15 protein-coding genes and 1 pseudogene are annotated in these 22,110 nt (G+C 58.6%); 5 read left to right on the top strand and 11 right to left on the bottom strand.

Annotated features, from left to right (window positions below; translation table 11 throughout):
* Nucleotides 1-118: 118 nt before the first annotated feature.
* Nucleotides 119-736: a hypothetical protein gene (locus ACQY1P_RS01525; protein WP_062578413.1), complete on the top strand. Its 618-nt coding sequence runs from the start codon at nt 119-121 to the stop codon at nt 734-736.
* A 17-nt stretch (nt 737-753) separates the two neighbouring features.
* On the opposite strand, the gene ACQY1P_RS01520 is transcribed toward ACQY1P_RS01525, so the two are convergent.
* The 3 genes from ACQY1P_RS01520 to ACQY1P_RS01510 all read right to left on the bottom strand — a co-directional run bounded on the left by ACQY1P_RS01520 (nt 754) and on the right by ACQY1P_RS01510 (nt 4,622).
* A complete protein-coding gene (locus tag ACQY1P_RS01520; RefSeq protein ID WP_430249825.1) occupies nt 754-2,112 on the bottom strand; it encodes a histidine kinase dimerization/phospho-acceptor domain-containing protein in 1,359 nt (452 codons plus the stop codon).
* A 4-nt stretch (nt 2,113-2,116) separates the two neighbouring features.
* Complete coding sequence (locus ACQY1P_RS01515) at nt 2,117-2,770, bottom strand: response regulator (RefSeq protein WP_113165382.1); 654 nt, start codon at nt 2,768-2,770, stop codon at nt 2,117-2,119.
* Nucleotides 2,771-2,951: 181 nt separating this feature from the next.
* Nucleotides 2,952-4,622, bottom strand: coding sequence for a phosphoethanolamine transferase (locus tag ACQY1P_RS01510; protein WP_430253627.1), 1,671 nt, complete (start codon nt 4,620-4,622; stop codon nt 2,952-2,954).
* A gap of 380 nt (nt 4,623-5,002) precedes the next feature.
* Here ACQY1P_RS01510 and ACQY1P_RS01505 point away from each other — a divergent pair, with 380 nt between their 5' ends.
* Nucleotides 5,003-6,232, top strand: coding sequence for a M24 family metallopeptidase (locus ACQY1P_RS01505; protein WP_430253625.1), 1,230 nt, complete (start codon nt 5,003-5,005; stop codon nt 6,230-6,232).
* 184 nt (nt 6,233-6,416) lie between these two features.
* Nucleotides 6,417-8,525, top strand: coding sequence for a carboxy terminal-processing peptidase (locus ACQY1P_RS01500; protein WP_430253623.1), 2,109 nt, complete (start codon nt 6,417-6,419; stop codon nt 8,523-8,525).
* A gap of 730 nt (nt 8,526-9,255) precedes the next feature.
* On the opposite strand, the pseudogene ACQY1P_RS01495 reads toward ACQY1P_RS01500, so the two are convergent.
* The 8 genes and pseudogenes from ACQY1P_RS01495 to ACQY1P_RS01460 form a co-directional block, all read right to left on the bottom strand.
* Nucleotides 9,256-10,902, bottom strand: a pseudogene (locus tag ACQY1P_RS01495) (HAMP domain-containing methyl-accepting chemotaxis protein); the annotation flags it as partial.
* A 457-nt stretch (nt 10,903-11,359) separates the two neighbouring features.
* Complete coding sequence (locus tag ACQY1P_RS01490; RefSeq protein WP_062459796.1) at nt 11,360-11,845, bottom strand: chemotaxis protein CheW; 486 nt, start codon at nt 11,843-11,845, stop codon at nt 11,360-11,362.
* A gap of 1 nt (nt 11,846) precedes the next feature.
* Nucleotides 11,847-13,082, bottom strand: coding sequence for an HD-GYP domain-containing protein (locus tag ACQY1P_RS01485; RefSeq protein WP_082471774.1), 1,236 nt, complete (start codon nt 13,080-13,082; stop codon nt 11,847-11,849).
* Nucleotides 13,083-13,093: 11 nt separating this feature from the next.
* Complete coding sequence (locus ACQY1P_RS01480) at nt 13,094-15,286, bottom strand: ATP-binding protein (RefSeq protein ID WP_430253621.1); 2,193 nt, start codon at nt 15,284-15,286, stop codon at nt 13,094-13,096.
* Nucleotides 15,283-15,792: a molybdopterin-dependent oxidoreductase gene (locus ACQY1P_RS01475; protein ID WP_342366109.1), complete on the bottom strand. Its 510-nt coding sequence runs from the start codon at nt 15,790-15,792 to the stop codon at nt 15,283-15,285. The genes ACQY1P_RS01480 and ACQY1P_RS01475 overlap by 4 nt, the downstream gene beginning before the upstream one ends.
* Before the next feature lie 341 nt (nt 15,793-16,133).
* The gene (locus ACQY1P_RS01470; RefSeq protein ID WP_430253619.1) at nt 16,134-16,868 is read right to left on the bottom strand and encodes an autoinducer binding domain-containing protein; all 735 of its coding nucleotides are present in this window, start codon (nt 16,866-16,868) and stop codon (nt 16,134-16,136) included.
* Between the two features lie 102 nt (nt 16,869-16,970).
* On the bottom strand, nt 16,971-18,428 hold the full coding sequence (locus ACQY1P_RS01465) for a chemotaxis protein CheW (protein WP_430253617.1): 1,458 nt from the start codon (nt 18,426-18,428) through the stop codon (nt 16,971-16,973).
* Between the two features lie 3 nt (nt 18,429-18,431).
* Nucleotides 18,432-20,534, bottom strand: a complete 2,103-nt coding sequence (locus tag ACQY1P_RS01460; RefSeq protein WP_430253615.1) for a methyl-accepting chemotaxis protein — start codon at nt 20,532-20,534, stop codon at nt 18,432-18,434.
* 266 nt (nt 20,535-20,800) lie between these two features.
* On the opposite strand from ACQY1P_RS01460, the gene ACQY1P_RS01455 reads away from it, so the two are divergent.
* Nucleotides 20,801-21,049, top strand: a complete 249-nt coding sequence (locus ACQY1P_RS01455) for a hypothetical protein (protein ID WP_062459810.1) — start codon at nt 20,801-20,803, stop codon at nt 21,047-21,049.
* 359 nt (nt 21,050-21,408) lie between these two features.
* Complete coding sequence (locus ACQY1P_RS01450; RefSeq protein ID WP_062577964.1) at nt 21,409-22,110, top strand: gluconate 2-dehydrogenase subunit 3 family protein; 702 nt, start codon at nt 21,409-21,411, stop codon at nt 22,108-22,110.

The following is a 22,110-nucleotide window of genomic DNA, read 5'->3' as shown; positions in this document are numbered from 1 at the left end:
CTGCGCGACAACAATTCCGCGCCGGCATCGTGCCGCGCTCGGCGAAGGTCGGAGGATTTCCAACCCGAATCCACCGGCAGCACGACACGACCTTAAGGGTTTCAAAAAGGAAGAGACCATGTCCTCCATTTCCAGAACCGGCTTTACGATACTCTCAGGCGCACTGATCGCCGTCACGCTCGGTGTTTCGGCCTTTGCGGCAGACACCGTCCGGGTCCGCGGTACAGTCGAGAGCCTCCAAGGCAAGACCCTGTCTGTCAAAACCCGCGAAGGCACGAATGCCAAGATCATGCTCAAGGATGACTGGAAGGTGTCGAGCGTTGCCAAGGCCTCTATCGATGACATCAAGCCTGGTGACTTTGTAGGGATCGCCTCGCTGCCGACTGCCGATGGCGGTGACGGCGCTCTTGAAGTTCTGATCTTCCCGGCGGCGATGAAAGGCACCGGCGAAGGCAGCTACGCCTGGGATCTGAAGCCGAACAGCTCGATGACCAATGCGACGGTTGCCGATGCGGTCAAATCCGTCGATGGCCACACAGTCACCGTGACGTACAATGGCCAGGAGAAAAAGATCTCGATCCCTGAGGGCACACCGATCGTGACGTTCGCGTCAGCAGTCGAAGCGGATATCAAGGCAGGCGCGACTGTGTTTGTGCCGTCGGAAAAGGCGGCCGATGGCTCCATGTCGAGCGGCCGGGTCGTTGTCGGCACCAACGGCGTCGTGCCTCCGATGTGAACGAGCTCGTCGATCGCCTAGAGATGGCGCAGTTCTATCCGCGCTTCGAAACCGTCGGAGCGTCCTGTCGCCGGAGATGCGAGGATCAACTGTCCGTTCATCTGACCGAGTAGTCGGTCCACAATGGAAAGACCGAGACCGGAGCCTTCGGCTTCGGTCCGGCCACGCCCGAAGCGCTTGCGAATGGCGGCGAGTTCAATCGCACTCATAACCGGCGATCCGTTGGTAATGCGCACTGGGCCACCATCCTCAAGAAATACCTCGACCGGTTTATCCGGCGTCCCGTGAATGAGTGCGTTTTCGATCAGATTGCGCAGCACGATCGCGAACGCGTCTTCGCTCACCGGCGCCGTCAGGCGCGCGCCGGCTGGATGGTGGAGGACAAGCCGTTGCGGATCCGCCATGCCGCGCTGAAAATCGGTCACCACCATGTCCAGAACGCGACCGAGATCGACGGCGTGGTCGGCGAGGCCGATGCCAGCTTCTGCGCGCGACAGCTGCAGCATCTTTTCCGCAAGGTGGCTCAGTCGCGTCAATGAGGCTTCAACCTGGTCGGCACGCCGGCGATGAGGGCTTCCCACAAGTTCGGCGACCAGCATCTGAGTCTGCGCCAGCGCGCCCGCAATCGGCGTTCTCAGCTCGTGGGCGCTGTTGGCGGTAAATTCACGCTCTGCATCAAGTGCTGTGCGCAGCCGCTGCATCAGCCGATTGACCGATGCGGCAATCGGCATCAACTCTTTCGGAAGCGCCGTCGCGTCGATCGGCTCGGTGTTGCCGCCGTCCTTGGTTTCGATCTCCTCGCGCAATGCACCGACGGGACGGACAGCTCGCCGCACCACGAACCAGATCGCCATTCCGCAGACGGGAATGAGCAGCAGAAGTGGCAGAAACAGTGCCATGGCGCCTTCGCGAAGCGCTTCTTCTCTGTTTTCGAAAGCGTCGGCGACCTGCACGAAGACACTCCGATCGCCATTCGCCGCGGTATAAAATTGATAGGTGTCGCTTCGCCACAGCCCTGCCTTCAGAGGCGCCTCGAAAGGTTCTGCCGGCGCATCATGGGAACGGATCAGGATCCGCCCGGCCGTGTCTCTCACCTGATAGATCAGGTACTCCCGTTCGCCGCTCGAACTCGCGGTCTGTAGTTGTTGGGGGGAGGCGCCGACGAGGCTGCGATGTTCAAGGTCGTCGACGGCAAGAGGAACCAGTCTCTCGGCCGTATCCTGCAGAGTGCCATCGAAAATTTCGGCGAGCTCCTCTTCCATCACAACCAGGCCGAGGCCCACGGCAAGCAGCCAGAGAAACGCCATCACCACGGTCAGCCACAAAATCAGACGCCGGGTCATGGAAGGCGCCGACTTGGAAAGAAGCATGCTCATCGATCTACCCTAGCCGATATCCAATTCCGCGCAGTGTTGTGATGTGGTCGCGGCCAAGCTTCTTGCGCAAGCGGCTGACATAGACTTCGACGGTATTGCTCTCGATTTCCGAGCCGAAGGCGTAAAGCGCTTCCTCGATCTGTGATTTGGAAACGACCGCGCCGACACGAGACGACAGCGCGTCAAGCACGGCCCATTCTCGGCTGGAAAGTTCGATGACGGTGCCCGTTGCGGTAACGCGGCGGTCGGTCGCATCGATCTCGAGATCGCCCACGCGAAGAAGCGAAACCGGACGGCCGCTGTAACGGCGACTGACCGCCAACATGCGCGCCGTCAGCTCACCCAGGTTGAAAGGCTTCACGAGGTAGTCGTCTGCACCGCTGTTCAATCCTTCGATGCGATCTGAAATCTGGTCATGTGCCGTCAGAATGATTACCGGCGTGGTGATACCCTTGGCGCGCAGGCGTTTCAAAAGCGCGATGCCGCTGCCATCCGGCAGGCGCAGATCCAGAAGGACAAGACCGTAGCCGGTCGTCGAGAGGGCACTCTCTGCAGCGTCAAGCGTCTTGGTCCAGTCGACGGCATGGTCGGCGCTCGCCACATGGTCGCGCACCGCTTCCCCGAGTGTCACGTCATCCTCGACCAGAAGAACTCTCAAGCAGTCCGCTCCATCCCTTTGCCATTTCGCTTCGGCGATCCGAAGGCGAGAATAGCCGGAAATCTCAGGAAGTGGAGCGACAATCGTGCGCACACAAGCGAAGCACGAGAGGCCTGTTGCCAACGCAGCAAACGATGTCGAAAAGAACTGTCTGACCGGACTACCACCAGTGTCGAACGGGTCAGAAGTCTGCACGCGCGCTGGCAACGCCGCTACTGTCTCTCACCCGCCGGCACGATGCCATTACGTCAAGGTCCGGCTTGTAGCTCGAAGTCCGAACGGACATCATTCCGAGTACGGTGTGAAACAGATTGTCATGTGAGGCGGGTGCAGCCGCTCGGGAAGAGAGGCATTGCGGATCGGTCGTGGTTTTCAACTCCGACCCTTGCCACAGCACAAAGGGCACGTGGGTCTGCTGCGATGGCGCAACGACATACGGAGCGCCGTGCAGATAAAGGCCATGCTCACCGAGCGACTCGCCGTGATCGGACATGTAGATCATGGCTGGAGCGATGACGTCCTGACGCGCCTTCAGACTGTCGATAACCGACGCGAGGATGTGGTCGGTGTAAAGGATCGTGTTGTCATAGGCGTTGACGATCTCGTCGGTTTTGCAATTGCCCAGTTCAGCATTGCGGCATTCCGGCTTGAAGCGGGCAAAGGCCGTGGGATAGCGCTCAGAATAGGCGGGGCCATGACTCCCCATCTGATGGAGGACCAGAACGCTGTCGCCCTTGACTGTCGAGAGCCAGCCATCGAGTGCCGCGATCATTCCCTCGTCGAGGCACTCCCTGTCTTTGCAGTAGCGGGGATCGTTTGCATCGGAAAACGAGTGGTAGGCGGTACGGCTTGCAACGTTCTTGCTGCCGGTGTTGTCGTCCCACCACTCCGTTTTGACACCCGCGTGACCGAGGACATCGAGCAGATTTTCGTTCGCGAGGCCGGCACGATGGGAATAGCCCCGCCGTGTCAGGTTGGAAAACATGCAGGGCACGGAAACCGCTGTTGCCGTGCCGCAGCTTGATGTTTCCTTGAAGTAGGTAATGTCTCGGCGGGCGAGCTCCGGATTGGTGTCGCGGCCGTAGCCACCAAGCGAAAAATTCTCGGCACGGGCCGTCTCGCCGACAACGATCACCACGACGCGCGGTCGGCCGGAGGATGTCGGGGCAATGACGCGGGCATCGGTCCCGAGCGATTTCACGACGACGGTTTCGTCCTCGCCGGTTGCCATGGCAAAGCCGATGGCATTGCCGATCGGCACGAAGGGGTTAAGTGTCATCATCAGGTCTTTGTGGAGCCGCGTGACCGAGGCAATGCTGCGAGCGCTGCTCATTCCGCAAGCGAGCGCGACCAGCAGAAGTGGAACGATTGCCGCGCTGTTCCACAAGACTTTGCCGAAGAAAGGCCTGTGTTCGATCTTCACCCAGCAGCCCAGAAGCGATGGCAGGATACCGAAAACAGCCATGTGCAGCACGAAGGCCGGTGTCAACAGATGCCCTGCTTCAGACGACGTCGTCTGGACGGCGTTGCGGATCATGTCGACGTCGATGATCGTTCCGAACCTGTCCATGAACCAGGAGCCCGCAGCAGCGCTCACGAAAAGAAAGACCAGAACCGGCTTCAGGACATACTTGAGCGACAACGATACGATCAACGCTGCGAAAAGGCATGCGAGACCGAGTATGAAGGCAGCAAAGGCGAGGTGACTGTCAAAATAGGCGAAAGCCCGCGTGAGAAACATCCGGTTGGTAAAGGCCGCCAGATAGAGCGCACCTGTCACAGCCAGGGTAACGCTACCCATCCGCGGGCGGAAGAAAGGAGGTGCGGTTCTGGACAGACTGTAGATCGGCACTGGTTGATCCTCGGCGAACTCGATTGCCACGGATTTGCATCGGATCCTGACACGCACCTGAATGCCCTAGACCAACGGCCACCCTTCAGCTGGGAGTCAGCTTCGTTCGTCATCATTGCCTGAGTGAGAAGCAACAAGGCCTATACTCGGTGAACAGTTTTCGTCTTCGGCCCGGTCTAATTTTCGTGGGCATATTCGTACTGATCGTGTGCTCGATCTCGCTGCTGCGCGATCCCCGGCACGTTCGCAATCCCCAGACGCTACCGGGATCGAACGTTCGACAAACACATATGCCGACGGGTTGAGCCACCGCATCTTGACCGGCCGATGTCCGGTGCGCCATGTCATGGGGTGCATCTTTACGGACGACGGGGCAGGCAGTGGGCGATATCGATCGGGACAGGGCAGAGCGATTGATGCAAGAGGCCGATCTTGATGGCCTGCTGCTATTCCAACCCGAGGCATTCCGCTACGCAATCGGCGCACCCGCTGGCGTCGCAACGATGTGGGGCAGGGCAGGGGCAGCAATCGCTTTTGTTCCGGCGGATGCGGGGCTCTCGCTTGCCGCCGTCGTCAGCGATCACGCCCTTCCAAGCATCCGCAAATCCGCACCTGATGTCGAGCTGCGCAGTCATCGGATCTGGATCGACACCGTCGATACATCGGACGCCGGCTCCATCGCGCAAATCGACCAGTGCTATCGCCGAGGTAGGTCGACGGGGGAAAGGCCTGAAACCTTTGATCGCGAAGCGTCCTTCTGCCTGCTGGGAGAACTGCTTCGCGAGCGCGGTCTATCTGAGGCTCGTCTTGGCGTTGACATGGAGTTCATGCCCGCCGCCGATTTTGCCGCGCTGAAGCACCATCTGCCCCGCGCCTTGTTGACAGATGGATCTGCGGTTCTGCGCCGCCTGCGCTCGGTGAAGACGCCGGTCGAGATCGCTCGATTGCGTCTTGCGGCCAATGCGGCAGAGGCAGGCATCGTCAGAATGGTCGAGGCCATACGGACTGGCTCCTCTGTCCAATCGCTTTCCGACGCTTGGAAATCCGGCGCGAAGGCGTTCGCAATCGGGAAGGGCGTCAGCCTGTCCGGGTCATGGGACTACATCTCCGTTGGCCCGGATCTTTCAGACGCGAACGCAACGGTTGTTCCGGGTGCGCTCATCAAGGCAGATGTAGGAACGCTGGTGGAGGGATATTCTTCCGATAGCGCACGAACCTTTGTCTATGGCGAGGCGTCGCCGCTCGCGAACGATCTCGACAAGATCCTCCTCGAGGCATTTGAAGCGGGCCTCGAGCACATCCGGCCCGGCAATACATTCGGCGCGGTGCATCGGGTTGTCACGGCCGCCATCCGCCGTGGGGGATTGAGCGAATATCATCGTGGGCATTTCGGGCATTCGGTCGGCGGCAGTGCCGGCATCGAGGAATGGCCATTTTTCTCGATGGGAAATGAGGAGCTGATCCAGCCGGGCATGGTGGTGGCGCTCGAGACGCCCTTCTACGGGAATGGCTTTGGTGCCCTGATGATCGAGGACCAGTTCCTTGTGACCTCTGACAGCACGGAATGCATGAATAGATTGCCGCGCGGTCTTCAGAAGATCATGCATTGAAGCCTGACGACCGAACGCCCGCGAACGGCATTCTTCAGAAATCAGGGGCCCGCTGAGCACGCCGTTCGTCCTGGTTCTTGCGATGGACACGCAATATTGCACACCCAGACAGTTGCCAAAACTCGATCATTGTTGCACCACCATTGCGCAAAACGAACCGACATCGCAATTGGAACATAGCGGAATGCGTCTGAGATATTCTTTCCTTGGTCTACTTCTTGCCATCGCACCAGCAGCCTATTCCTTTGAACCGGGCACACCCCCCGTCTTGGCTCCGCTCGATCGGCAGGCACAGGCGGCCAATATCAGCGCACAGTTTCTCGGCCGCTACAGCTACAAGCCCGTACCGCTGGACGACGCGCTGTCGGTCAAGATCATGAACAGCTTCATCAAGTCGCTGGATCCGGACCGGAGCTTTTTTCTCAAATCCGATATCGACAGCTTTGCCGCGAACAGCAAGAAGATCGACGATGCGATCGAAGACGAGGACCTGAAGCTTCCCTTCTCGATTTTCAACGTTTATTCGCAGCGCGTTTCAGAGCGCCTGACCTATGCACGTGAGTTGCTGAAGCAGGGTTTCGACTTCACCCAGCGGGAAGAGTATTCCGTGCTGCGAGACGACGCGCCGTGGCCGCAGTCGCAACAGGAAAGCAACGACCTTTGGCGCAAGCGTGTGAAAAGCGACTGGCTGCGCCTGAAACTGGCAGGCTCCCAGGACGCGACGATCCGCGAGACGCTCGACAAGCGCTACCAGAACGTCCTTGATCGGACCTACCGTTATAAGAGCGACGATGTATTCCAGTCTTTCATGGCTGCCTACACGACGTCGGTTGACCCGCACACGGACTATTTCGGGGCGAGGGCAGCGGCTGAATTTGACATCTCCATGAGCCTGTCTCTCGTCGGTATCGGCGCGGTTCTGCAAGAACGTGACGGTTACACCACGATCCGTGAACTCGTGCCTGGCGGCCCGGCGCAACTCTCCGGCAAGCTCGCTGTCGGCGATCGCATCGCAGGCGTTGCGCAAGGTGAAGATGGCCCGATGAAGGACGTCGTGGGTACGCGCCTCGACGAAATTGTGCAGATGATCCGTGGCGCGAAGGATTCTGTCGTCCGTCTGGACGTGCTGCCTGCAGATACCGGTGAGACCGGAAGCCACCGGGTTATCAGCCTCGTGCGCGACCGGGTTAGTCTCGAAAAACAGGCGGCCCAGAAAAGCATTATTCCGGTCGAGGACAAAGGTGTCACCCGCCGCATCGGCGTGATCACTCTGCCTGCCTTTTACGAGGACTTCGAAGCGAGACGCAAAGGCGAGAAGAACTACAAGAGCGCCAGCCGCGATGTCGCCAAGCTGCTCGTTGAACTCAAACAGGAAAACGTTGATGGCGTCCTGATTGACCTGCGCGACAACGGCGGCGGATCCCTGTCTGAGGCGATTGAACTCACCGGGCTCTTTGTCGGCAAGGGACCGGTCGTGCAGCAGCGCGATGCCAAGGGTAAGGTTGAAATCCTGAAAGACGATCGGTCTGCTCCCGCTTGGGCGGGCCCGGTCGGCGTGCTCATCAACCGCGGTTCGGCTTCGGCCTCCGAGATCTTTGCTGCAGCTATCCAGGATTATGGTCGAGGCGTTGTGATCGGCGAGCCCAGCTTCGGCAAGGGAACCGTGCAGACCGTCGTGGATCTCGATCAGGCGACGCGCAGCAGCGAATCGAAATACGGCGAATTGAAACTGACCATCGCCCAGTTCTTCCGCGTCGATGGCGGTACGACCCAGCTTCGCGGTGTGACGCCGGATATCAACCTCCCGGGCCTTTCTGACCCGAAGACGCTGGGTGAGGCGAGCTATGACAATGCCCTGCCATGGACACGTATCAAGCCTGCCAAATATGCCGCAGTCGGAAATGTCGCATCGGTTCTGCCACAACTGCAGACCCAGCACGAAGCCCGAATCAAGGATGACCCGGATTTCCAGCGGTTCATCGAGGACGCTGCCGAACTGAAGCAGCAGCGCGAGAAAAAGGTCATCTCGCTCAACGAGGCCGAACGCCGGGCAGAACTCGCAGCCGTCGCCAGTCGTCTGAAGGCTCGCGAGCAGATCAACAATGGCCTGGTCGGCAGCGAAGACGATGGTCTGCAAGCAAATGAACGTAGCTTGAGTGCTGAGATCGCTCTTGAGGATGCGCGCAAGAATGCCAAGGACGTCCTGAAAAACGAGGCGTCTGCGATTGTCGCCGATCAGGCGACCTTGCTGCAAGACAGCAATGCACAGCCCGGGCGCGCCAAGCGGAACTAGTCACCAGCGGGCTGCGGGGTCGTCGGGGTTCAAGTGAACCTTACGACGGTCATTAGAGCAACTTCGAATGACGTCGACAGCGCGCGGTAGCGATACCGTGCGCTGTCGTCAAAGCGAAGGGGAGATGCAGTTTCAGCGACGTGGAAAATCCGAGCCGCCCAACAGAGAGCATCAACCAGTTATCAGATAATATGCATTATGGAACCAACGGATATTGATGGCGTGTAGCAGGCTTAGCGGCCTTGGCTGAGACGGTAGATACGTCCGCTACGGTTCAACGTGCCGCCTCTGAAGCGCCGATATCAGCACGCCATTTCCGGCTATCTTTGCCGACGCGTGAGAGACGAAGCGAGAGAGACGAAGCGTGACAAAGCAGTGGCCGCGGGTTTAAAAAATGCAAATCCTAGTTCAGCCGCGACCATCGGTAGCTTGTAATCCCGGCCGACCTGGGAGCCTTACCAGACCGCGGCTAAAACTCCTCCCACGCCTCGGCGACAGCTGCACTTGTTGGAAAAGAGCTGTTCACTCTCGCCATCAGCTTTCTGGCTGCGGACGGCATATGGGGCGCGCCGTTGGCGTTTCCGGTTCGAGGTTGAAGGTCACGTCCTTTGCTCAACGTGAACCGACCAATCATGGTGAAAAGGTTATCTGCTTCGCGGGCAAGGCTGTTGCTGGCTGCAGTCGATTGTTCGACCATGGCCGCATTCTGTTGCGTGCCCTGGTCCATCGTATTGACCGCCATATTGATTTCCTTGAGCCCGACCGCCTGCTCCTTGGCCGCCTCGACGATGGCGGTGACATTGACGCTGACGTCCTGGACGCGGGAGACGATCTCAGTGAGCGATTTTCCGGTTTCTGCAACAAGCTGAACCCCGTTTCGAACCTGCTCGCCTGACGTGTTGATCAGGGTTTTGATCTCCTTCGCCGCCTTTGCAGAGCGTTGAGCAAGTTCACGGACCTCCTGGGCGACGACGGCAAATCCCTTTCCGGCCTCCCCGGCGCGCGCCGCCTCGACGCCGGCATTCAATGCCAGCAGATTTGTCTGGAAAGCGATATCATCGATGACCCCTATGATATTGACGATCTCGTTCGACGAGCGCTCGATTTCGCCCATTGCCGAAATCGCTTTTCGCACGACATCGCCAGACTTTTCGGCACTGTCCTTTGTCTCGGTGACAAGGCGACCAGCGGCTTCGGCACGCTTGCTCGATCCGGCAACGGTGGTCGTGATCTGCTCAAGGGCCGCAGCCGTTTCTTCAACAGAGGCAGCCTGTTGCTCGGTGCGCTTCGAAAGATCATTGGCGGCCGACATGATCTGGTTGGAACCCGCCGCGATCGTCTGCGCGTTCTGGCCGACAGTGCGCAAGGTCTGCTCGAGCCTTTCCATGGAGCTGTTGAAGTTCGTCCTCAACACATCAAGCTGCGCAACGAATGCTGCATCGATCCGATGCACGAGGTTCCCATTCGCAAGCTGATCGAGACCATGTTTCAGGTTATCGACAGCGAACTCCATCGCTTCGGCTTCGGCGGCTCTGATCCGGTCGCGTTCAATACGCTCCCGCTCCGAAACGCTGCGGTTTGCATCGGCCTCGGCCTCCAGACGAGCTCGATCTTTCGCACTTTGCCTGAAGACACCAACGGCGCCTGCCATTGTGCCGATCTCGTCGCGGCGGCCCTCGCCGAAGATGCGCACGTCAAGTTTGCCGCCCGCCAACTCGGTCATGGCCCTCGTCATCTCGGTCAACGGCCGGATAACCGCAGAACGAACCGTCCAAACCGAAATCACCACGACGGTAAGACCCGCGAAGGCAATGATCGCCATGACCAATGTCAGGCCAGCCTTCATCTCCTTTCCTGTCGCGAGCGTTTCGGCTGCGACACGAAGCTGAAGCTTCACCAGTTCGTCGATGGGACCACCAAGCGGATCGATTGTCGGATAAAGATCGGCGTCGGCGAAGCGTCCCAAGGCATCCAGATCGCCGGATGCAATCAGGGTCAGCAGGCCTTTCAGCTTTGCATCGGCCGCTGAGCGAGACGCCTCGAAGGTCGTAGCGATCGCCGACTCATCGGCTGTCATCTTCGTGTTGCGATATTCGCGCCATCGCAGGTCGATGACCTTCATGGCGGTCTCGATGTTTTCGGTCGCCTGCCGGGCTGTCAACGTTCTCGCGCGGGCCTTGTGGACCGTATCGACGATGTTTACCGCGTAACTGTCGGCGACCTGCTTCAACTGCGCCAAGGGGATGACGCGATCTTCAACGATGGAATTGGCAAGATTGCCTTCTTCATCGAGTGCATAGAAAGCAAAACCAGCCATCGACAGTAGCGCCGTAGCGAGGACGAAAAGACAGGCTAGAAGCTTTGTTCGTATCAACATTTTCAACCTCTCATCGGGCATCGACCTGCCACCGGCACAACGGGCCGGAAGTCAGTATGGTCGCAGATTTTGGATTTTGGAAAAACTGACCGTATGCAGTGGCAAGGCGTCTTGCTCGCCGGTACCGCAGGGGTCGATCGGAAAAGGAATTCTAGACGATTGGCCCAAACTAAAATTGTTGCCGTTTACTGGGCAGTGCAAATCCTGAAATCGGTCTCGCGCTGACAAAAGACGAGCGCCTACCCACTCCCTCGATTTGTAGGGCAGATTCGTTAAACTGTGGTTACGATGCGAAAATCAGCAATTCGTCTTAATCAAATACTCATACGTTGTGCAATTGAGGCGTAAGTTGCGTTTCAGGTTGTACCTGCTTCTGCAAGCCGAGTTTGGTCGTGCACCGAACTGTCATCTGACAGTCACGGAGCGTCTAGGCGGATGAGTGCGAACGGCGCAGCTATCAGGCGGCGATGAGGCCGGCGGTATTCAAACCTTCGAACATTCGTTCCAGGTTTAGAAAACAGATCATTCCTGTGGGCTGGACGATGATGCCGTCGGAATAGCTCGTCGCGGCACCCGCGTTCATGTCAGGCACAGGCTGCATGTTTTCGACGGGAATCGTGAGGATGTCCGAGACCCGGTCGACAACAAGACCAAAGGCCATTCCGTGGACTTCCGCCACGACGATCGCACTCCGCTCATTGGGTTCGGTACTCCGCATACCGAGCTTGCAGGCGAGGTCGATGATCGGAATCACTGCACCGCGGAGGTTCATCACTCCCAGAACCTCTCTGGGTGAATGCGGGATCGGCGTCGCAGGGCCCCAGCCGCGGATTTCTCGGATCGTCACCGTCCTGACGCAGAACTCCTGGTCGTGAAGGCGGAACGCGATGATTTCCAGGGTCTCACCGGAACGTGCAGAATTGGAAGGATGCAAAGTGTTCATTTCATCGTCCTTGCAAAGCGGTCGGTTGATTTTCGAGTTCGTAGTTCTGTGTTGTTGGTGACGTCATCATTGCAACAGTCAGTGGACCGTCATTTTTCTCCACGCGGGCATCGCTGATGGCGCGGCGGCAGCGTTCAAAGGATTCCTTCGACTGCGAGCACCCAGCGTGAACCGGGATGCAGCTTGTAGGCACTGAAAGCAGGCTTTCCCTGCGATCGGTCTCCATGATTTCGAGAATGACGGACAATGCCTTGTCGAAGGCCGCGACGCAGCGGGGGTCGAAGTGGCTCCCCGATCTTTCACGTATGTGGGCTACGGCGCGATCCACGCTCCACGCCTCTTTGTAGGGCCTTGCGCTCGTCAACGCATCGAAATTATCGGCAATAGCGACGATGCGGCCGGAAACCGGAATGGTCTCACCCGAAAGACGGAACGGGTACCCCTGCCCGTCCCAGCGTTCATGATGACTGCCAGCAATTTCGGCAGCAAGCTGCAGAAGACTCGACTTCGATTCCCGGAGAATATCGCAGCCGACGACCGTATGTCGCTGCATGGCCGCGAACTCCTGTTCGGTCAGCTTGCCGTTCTTCAGGAGGACGGCATCGGGAATGGCGACCTTTCCGATATCGTGCATCGGCGAGGCAAGCCTGATGTCGGAACAAGCCCGCGCCTCCATGCCGTAGGCCCGCGCGATTGCCTCGGAATAAAGGCCTACGCGCCGCGTGTGCCGGGCCGTCTCGAAGTCCTTGTAACTTGCTGCGATAGTCAAGCGGTCAATGATTTCCTCCTCGCGGGCACGCAGCTCAACGACCGCTTTCTCGACCTCGATACGAAGCCACTCGGCCTTGTCGGCAAGCTTGTTGCGCGCGTCCACGAGGGCGACCAGGTTCTTGATCCGGGCCTGAAACTCCAACGGGTTCACGGGTTTCGTCAGAAAGTCGATCGCGCCTGCATTGAGCGCCGCCATGCGCGTCGCCGTATCGGTATCGGCCGTGACAAATACCACGGGCTTGTCGCGGTAATTCTCGAAGCGAACAAGTTCGGTCAACAGCTCGATGCCGCTGTAGACAGGCATCTGGAAATCGATGACCGCGATGTCGAATTCGAGCGCCGGGGCATCTGCCAGCACGTCTTCGGGGTGAAGATAGGGAATGGCGACGCAGTCCGGCAGTTTCTCGACGAGTCTCGTCAGGAGAGAGAGGTTCGTTTTATTGTCGTCGACAAGTAGAATGCGCATGTGAACGTCCCTTATGCGACAAGGAGCTGCCTGTAGCGGGTGACTGTGTCTTCAAGGTCTGCAAGTACGGTTTCGGTGATTGATGCATGACGGAGGTCCTGAGACCGGTCAGCCACGTCTTGAAGACCGACGCTGCTTGCTGCGCCCTTCAGAGTGTGCAGCAGATGATCGGTATGACGGTGGTCATTGACGGCCAAGGCGGAGTGAAGATCAGTGAGGAGTAGGCTTGCGTCTTCGAAAAAGCTCGACAGGAGTTCGTCGAACGTCTCTTCGCCCAGTGCCTCCACGATCTCCAACCGCCGGGTTTCGAACGCGTTATCGATGCTCGGACTTTGGACAGCCTCCACAGCAGTTTCCGCAGCCGCCTCCAGAGACCCGATGATACCCCGAAGCTGATGCATCGAGACCGGCTTCGACTGGAACCCCGTCATCCCCGCCTCCTCGCAAAGCCGCCTGTCGTCGTCAGAAGCATTCGCGGTCATCGCGATGATGGGAGCGTTCCGGCTAAGGCCGTTGGAAGCGCGAATTTGCTTGGTAGCCTCTATGCCGTCCAGCCTCGGCATCTGCATGTCCATGAGGACGAGATCGAAGCGGGTCGTCTCCGTCAGTTTGACGGCTTCCAGCCCGTCGTTCGCGATCGTGACCAACTGGCCGAGATGGGCGAGAAACCCCGCCGCGACCTGCTGATTGATCACGTTATCCTCGACAAGAAGGATATTCCATGACTGAAACTGTTGGGGCGCGGCCTTTGCCGCCAAGGCGTCGACAAGACCCTTCTCGGCCGGGTTGGCAGGGATTACGAACCAAAAGATGCTGCCCTCGCCTTTGCGGCTGTTGACACCTATTGTTCCCGACAGCGCCTCTACGATCTGCTTGCAGATGGTCAGTCCCAGTCCCGTACCACCGTATTTCCGGCTGATAGACGCATCGACCTGCGAGAACGGCTGGAATAGCTTGCCAAGACCTTCACCGTCGATCCCGATGCCTGTATCTTCAATCTCAAACCTCAGCTGTGCGTCTTGCGGCTCGCCAATCTCCAGCACGCGCAACGTGACGGTGCCCTCGCTCGTGAATTTGATGGCGTTGCTCAACAGGTTGAGAAGAACCTGACGCAGACGGGTGGGGTCCGAGGATATGACCGGCGTGGTGAACGAGATCGGAAGTTCCAGCGCAATGCGATTTCCGTGTTCAGTTGCCCTGTCTCGTACCATTTCGACCGTGGCTGTGACGACGGCCCGAACGTCAACCGCGCGGGTCTCGACGTCCAGTTTTCCGTGTTCGATCTTTGCGAAGTCTAGGATTTCGTTGATGATCTCGAGAAGCGCCTGACCAGAACGCCTGATGGTCTGCAGGCCAGGGGCAACTGACGGCGGTAGCGGAGACAACTCCAGTAGTTCCGCAGTTCCGAGAATGGCGTTCAAAGGTGTGCGGATCTCGTGTCCCATCGTGGCCATGAACTGGGACTTGGCGCGGTTCCCGGCTTCCGCCGCGAGATATGACTCCTTCAGCTGGTTCGAAATCGCCTCCAGGCTGAGACCGGCAAGCTGAACTGACTTGAGCTGACGTCGCAGCGTAAGAATGAGGAATACCACGCAGCAGACAAGAAGTGCGACGAGACCCGCCGATTTCATCTGAAGGTCAAGGACTGCGTCCCGAGCCTCAGCCCGTTCGATGCTGACGGTGCTGTTCGTATAGAGAAGCAGTTTTTCCGTGTTCTCTACCAGCCTCTCAAACTCTGAATCTGCTGTCTCTAGCTGCACCGGATCCACGGGGTCGCCTGCGGCCAGTCTGTCGAAAACGGCGCTGCGACCGAACACCGCGTCGCGAATGGCAGTGACCTGCTCGGCAACAGCCGCATCCAGCTTGAACTTTGTCTCGAACGAGGTTTTGTCGAGAATGTTCATTCGCGAGTACAGAATGTCGTAGCGCGTCCCGAGAGCCTTGATGCGCTCCGGAGTCAGGTCGTTTTCAACGAGCATGATGTGCAGGGTCTCGTGCAACCGGCGCGCTTCCCGGTCGAGCTGGTAGACGGACCACAAAGCGTTCTCGCGAATGCCGTCCTGCAGGGCGGAGTATTTCCTTGAGATATCGGCGAACAGAAAAACGAGGCCCAGCAACAGCAACACGGCAAAGCACTGCAGCACGACGGTCGCCTTGCTGGCTTTCCGGATGATATCGCCACTCTGCTGGGCGGCAGTGATCATTCAGTGACCTCGATATCCTTGATCTGCCAGACCGACCGGGAGAAGTATTTCTCGTTGAACAGACCTTGGTCCTTATCGAAAGGATACACGAGGAAGAGCGGGCCCTTGTCGCGGACAGACATCAGCTTGCCGTCCATGCGGGTGGCGAGCATTGTGTCGAGCGAGGTTGCATCTTCCATCGGCAGGTCAGCGGCATAATCGTTGAGCGCAATGACCTTGAGCTTGTTGCCATGGGCCCCCGCTGCCTCGAGTACAGACCGCAGAAGCGGGCCGGAGAACTTGACCACGCCTTCGGTCCAGGGGGTCTCCATTTCACCCGTGCGGCCCGCAAGGGCTTCGAGCATAGGCATGTCGAACTGGGCTTTGCCACCGACGTTGGGATGATCGAGCTTGGTGCCAGTCACCGTAAGCACCACCTTGCCTTTCGGCAAGTCAAGCGCCGTCGCCTGAAGAGGAAGCAGCGCGCCAGCGACAATGACGGCTGCGATCATGATGCGGTTTATCACTTGAAACTCCAAGATACGAAGTAGACTCGCGGCGCGCGCGACAAGCTGTCAAAACGGGGGGTGCCTATTGGCCAGCGTCCCATCGGGGCATGCGTGGTGGAATACACCCCGCGCTCCTCCCAGATCGGCGTCATGCCGATTGCGTGTTCAACGCTGTGGACGCCTTAATTCTAGGGCGGAGGCATTTATATTAGGTGAATCTTGAAATGAGAATTGGAGTAGAAAGAGACGTTACGAGACGTATCGCTCAATTCTTACTTCTTTGCTGTTGCCTCAGGCGCTTACGGTCGGAAAGATGACCGCGCCCTGTGGCAGATCGCTTTTTAGCTAGGGCGATGCGATCATGCGATGAGCCGGCGGCGTATAGCTTCGGCAATGGCCTGCGTTCGGTTGGTCGCGCCGATCTTCTTCACGGCCGACTTTATGTAACTGTTGACCGTATCGTTCTGGTATCCGGTCGCGACCGCAATCGCCTCGCTCGTAAGCCCAAGACTGGCCTGGGTCAGGCAGGCAATTTCACCCTTGGAAAGCCGAAGCTGGTGGGCAGCGAAGCGATCCATCAGCGGCTTGGTGACAGCCGTGTGAATGGATTCCGCTACCAGCGAAAGGAAGATCAACTCTTTTTCGTCAAACGGTGTCGAGCGGGAAAAACAGATCGCTCCGTAAATGACATCGTTCCTGAGGATCGGGATAAGCGTTCGGTTGTGCAGGCCGAAGGTTCGTTGGAGGTAAACGAGCCTCTGCGGCGGCGGATTTTCCGCGTAGACCTCGCTCTCGACCACGATCACGTTCGAGGCCTTCGCGGCTAGCACGAACGGGTCGGTCAGATAGAGGCGATCCGCGTCATAGGCGTCGAGGAATGCAGGAGGCATGTCGGTGTCGATCGAAAAACCCTGACCGAACCTGTAGTGGTCGACGTCGAGACCGCTGATGGAGATGTAGTCAAATGGAACCGCCAACCGCAGGCGGTCAACGATGTCGTTTTTTCCGAAATGACGATGCTTCGGCACCGAACGCAGGTCGCAATAGTCGTCGAGAGCGTTTGGATCAAGAATGGAAAGCGGGCTGACGGGCATATCAGAATCCGTTGGAAGATCGTCAACACGAGTTTTGGCGTCTCAACGTTAACAAAAGGTAAAGACTCGACCTTGGATTTTGCAACCAACAGTCGGGCTCTTTCAAGCGAGGGCTTTTCTGAGGTCGATATATGGGAGGAGCCGCCCGTCCGCTGACCGAACCATGAAGTCTCCCAGGATCCGATGCTCGAACCCGCTGGAGTCCGTAGCGTCCGGTCCTGTCGCACATTTCGAGGCCATTTCGATCCGTGCCAGACTGTCGACCACCAGGCCAGTCGTCTTGAGGCCGTCCGACACGAGCAGAACGCGACTTTCTTGGCCGGGAGGAACTGCAGGCAACCGGAGCCGTCTGGCAAGGGAGATGAGAGGGATAGCTGTGCCACGGTGGACAAACAGGCCCATCGTGCCGCGTCCGACATTGTTCAACGAAACGTAGTCTTCCGGCATCTCGACGATCTCCCGGACATCGGCAACCGGCGCTGCCATGTCTCCCCCTGCTCTGAAGACCAAGTATGGCAGCAACGCGTCTCCGCGCTGCCCCGGCGCTCGACCGGCCGCCGCTGTCTTGCGCTTGGTGGATGAAAGTCGCGAAAACATCAGCAGGACATCGTCACTCATCATTGTGCGCTCGTCGAGGACGAGAAACAATGTCCGTCCGTCGACGGAATAGACACCGCTGAGAACAGACCCGGTCTCTACGGCATTATCAGGCATCGCCATAATGTCGCCCAACGGTATCGGCCGTATATCGACGACGGTATCGAGCGCAAAGCCCAGCAGCCGGTCGTCGGGGTAACGCAGGACGAGGACGGACGACTGCTTGCGTTCCGACAGGACGCCCATGCCAAGCACCCGAAGCGTATCAAGAACCGGCACCTGGGTGCCATGATGATCGATGACACCGAGGCAGGTCTCCGTCTTCATCGGCGAATCCTTCAACTGCGCGGTCGGCGCGGTGGCCTCGACCACCCCGGCCGCAACGCCGAAAGAAAACGCGCCGCACGTGAACAGCAGAAGCGGCTTCGCATTCGAGCTCGTCTTTGCGACCGCCTCCGCGACTGGCTCTTGCACCGACGGAATTCCCGGCAACGCCAAGATGCGCTCCGCTGCCAGGACCGAGATTACCTTTCCGCTGTGGAAGAATGAATGCGTGACCAAAGGTCCCTGTACAGCGGGTCGCGACACGCCCAGTTCATCGAGTGCCGCGACGTCTTCTGTCGCGATGCCGCGCACTTCGTCAGCAAAAATGCATATCAGCCTCTGTCTTACCCGCAGGACCAGAATCACGGCGCCGTAGGCCTCCGTCGCCGGCAGGCCGAGCATCGGTCGGATATCCATAACCGGGATGGTGCTGCCTCTCAATTCGAACAACCCGCACAAGCCGGTTGCCGCGATGCCTGCATTCGATAGCCCACCGGGCGCCGGAACGACTTCTCGGATATTCTCGACATTGATGGCAAGCATCGCCTCGCCAATGCGCAGGAGGCCGAACTGCTGCGTTGCAGGGCGACTGCCTCTCAGCACTTCCGGCATCGCGAGAGATCTGACCATCTGGTTCATGGGTTAACCTACTTTGCGCTGTTGCGCCGTCGATGACGTCAGGTCATTGATGAGCTCGACAACAGTCCTTGAGACACGCTGCTGAGCATCCGTCGATTGCGCAATCTCCCGGATGGACTCGCCGGTCTTGTTCACGCTGCCGACGATCCGTTCGAAAGCCAGTCTCGCATGCTGCGACCGGTCCGTTCCCTGGTTGACGCGCATGGTCGATTCCTGGATGAGCTTGGATATCTCGTGCGCAGCTTCCGAACTTCTCTCGGCGAGTTTCCTGACCTCGCCCGCGACGACCGAGAACCCGACCCCATGTTCCCCTGCCCTTGCGGCTTCGATTGCCGCGTTGAAGGCGAGAAGGTTGGTCTGACTGGCGATCTCGCCAATCACCTTGACGATATCGGAGATTTCCGTGGAGGACTTCTGGATGAGATCGATTGCCGCGATCGCGCTGCCCAGCGCTTCTGAACCCTGTTCCGCATTGCCCTGCGTCTCGGATGCAAGCGTGGTGGCCGTGCGGGTGTTAGCGGTGATTTCCGCGATCGATCCGGACAGTTCTCCGACAATGCTGGTCATTTGCTGCGATTTCGAACGGATGTCATGCTCGAGCTTGACCTGATCGGTGATGTCGCTGGCATACTTCACCACGCGCACCGTCTCGCCCCGCAGATTGACGATCGGGCTGTAGATCCCCTGAATGTGCACTTCCCGGCCATACTTTCCAACGCGGGCAAAACGCCCCGAAAAGAATTCACCCTTGTTGAGACGCAGCCAGAAATCCCGGTAGTCTTCCGAAACGATGTAATCCTGGCTGCAGAACATGCTGTGGTGCTGCCCCGTGATTTCGCGAAGCGAGTATCCCATGACCCGTAGGAAGTTCTCGTTGGCGGAAACGACATGTCCGTCGAGATCGAATTCGACGACTGCCTGCCCCCGCGAGATCGCGTCGACCCTTCCCTCGAACTCGATGTTGCGCAGTTTCGCCTGCGTGATGTCAGAGGCGAACTTTACGATCTTGATCGGGCGGCCTGCGAGGTCGAGGATCGGATTGTAAGTCGCCTGAAGCCATATGTCGTTACCGCTTCTGGTGAGGCGCCGGTATTCCCCTCCTTCGAACTGGCCACGTCCAAGCCGGTCCCAGAAGGAAGCGTATTCCGCTGTCTGCGTGAAGGCAGGGTCGCAGAACATCCGGTGGTGCTTGCCCCGGACTTCCTCCAGTGAGTAGCCGACGGCGGCAAGAAAATTCTCGTTCGCGTCAAGGATATTGCCGTGCAAGTCGAACTCGATGACGGCCTGGGCCCGGCCGATCGCGTTGACCTTGCCTTCGAACTCGGCGTTCCGGATCTTGCTGGCAGTCACGTCATAGGCATACTTGACCACCTTGCAGGGGTTGCCGTTGAGATCGAAGATGGGATTGTAGGTCGCCTGGATCCAGACATCCTTTCCGCCCTTGGCGAGACGACGGTACTCTCCGCTCTCATAGTCGCCGCGCCCCAACCTCTGCCAGAATGCCTTGTAGGCGGGTGTTCGGGTTTGGTCGGCTCCGCACAGCATCCGGTGATGCTGACCGATGACCTCTTCCCGAGCGAATCCCATCAGGGTGAGGAAATTTTCGTTCACTGCGAGGACGTGGCCTTCGAGGTCGAATTCGATCACGGCCATTGCGCGGTCGATCGCCGCTACTTTTCCCAGGAGTTCCGCCTCTACCGACTTGGTCGCTGTGACATCCATCGCGTACTTGACCACCCCGATGGTCACGCCGTTGTCGTCGAGGATCGGATTGTAGCTCGCCCGGATCCACACCTCGCGTCCGCCGCGTCCGATGCGCTTGAACTCTCCGTCGTGGAGCTTGCCCTCCGCCAGATCACTCCAAAACGCGGCATATTCGGGAGCTTCGACGATCTCCGGCTCGCAGAACATGGAGTGATGTCGGCCACGCACCTCGGCCAGCGAATAGCCCATGAGGGAAAGGAAGTTCTCGTTAGCGTTCTTTACCGTGCCGGTTAGATCAAATTCGATGACCGCTTGCGCACGGTCGATTGCGCGTGCCTTGTTGCGCAGAACGGCGATCTCGTTGAGGTCCGAAAGGGTGCTGACAGAAGACTTTAAAGTCATGGGAGAGCACTTTCGGTAACCAGGCAAACTTCGAATTTCATCACGAACCCCCTCCATCTGAAGCAACGGCACGACCGCGACGGTCTGATACCCGAATTTTAGAGGCAACTAACTAATGAAGGATTAATGCTAAATTAGAGCCCGCGTCGTTATGCGTCCGTTTCCGGTCGTACTGGCGCCGTCGCGGTAACCAAGTCGCTGTAACCAAATTTTGACGGGTTAGCGCTCATCCTTGTCCTGAATTGTAGTGAGTACGGGATAGGAACATGCGTTTCAGCGCTCAGCGGCTTGGCGATCTCGCCGGTATCATCCGGCATCTGAACTGGCGCCTCAGCCCGCTCAGCCGGATGGGTGTCGCCCGGATGGTCAACGACACGACGGCAGCGCTGGAAACTCTTGCTCGCAGCGAGGCCGATCTCTCGATATCGGAGCAAGCTGAAATACGGGCTATTGCCTCGCGGCTGATCGTGATCCTCCAGGACGCGTATTCCGGCAAAACACCGACAATCCACTGACGTCGGCAACCGGCCGTGTCCCTCCCACCTTTTTTATCGGACCGGTCCTGCGGATCCCGCCACCTGAATTTCGAACGCCGACAGCGATCCGCCGGCAAATTGACAATTGATAATAATACTCGATGAAGTCGAGCAAGCCACGAACTTCCCGCAGAGGTAGGCGTTTGTGCGCACGCATCGCAGCATCGCTAATTAGCGCAAAATTTTTCTCATAAATCGTACCTCATAAGCATTGCATACTCAAACCTTGCGGGTTTAAAGGTCAGCAACGAATGAGGCCATATGTCGCAGCGACGGGTGCCTCACGTTTCCAGCCTATTCGGTTCCGGCCCCCTGTCGGGACACCAAGGAGCGATACAATGAGAGATGTCCCGGGGTTACCGTCCCGCCGTAGCTTTTTGAAAGCTTCGGCGGCAAGTGCGGCCGTCGTCGGCGTGGTGATGCAGGCGAAGGCGGAGACCCCGCCGGCCCCGCCACCGATCGAAGAATACCAGCCGGTCTGTCTCAAGCCCACTGAGTGGGCCTTCGTTATGGCTGCCACGGCGCGGCTCATTCCCTCCGAAGGCGAAGGTCCCGGTGCCATCGAGGCCCGCGTCCCCGTCTTTATCGACAAGGAACTGGCCGGTGGATTTGGTGAGGCGGCAGACTGGTACATGGAAGGTCCGCACGATGCCGCAGCCCATCCGTTCCGCGGCTGGCAATCGCCTTTGACGCCGCTGCAAATCTATCAGCAGGGTATCCCGGTGTTCGACGCATGGTGTCAGCAGACGCACGGCAAGATATTTGCCGAGCTTGACGCCGCAACCCAGGACAAGGCCCTGACCTCCCTCCAGAAAGACGAGATGAAGATCAAGCCCGAACTGCGCGACTTCTTCACGATCCTCTTGCAGAACACCAAGGAGGGCTACTTCGCAGACCCGATGTATGGTGGCAATCACGGCATGCAGGCCTGGAAATATATCGGTTTCCCAGGTGCCCGCGGCAGCTACAAGGAGTGGGTGTTGAAGCACAACGTCGCCTACCCGCTCGGTCCCGTTTCGATTTCCGGTGAGAGGGCATAA

This window comes from Neorhizobium sp. DAR64872/K0K18, assembly GCF_050500175.1.
Taxonomy (GTDB): domain Bacteria; phylum Pseudomonadota; class Alphaproteobacteria; order Rhizobiales; family Rhizobiaceae; genus Neorhizobium; species Neorhizobium soli.
Note: the sequence above shows the minus strand (reverse complement) of the source record. Positions and strands in the feature narration are given on the sequence as shown.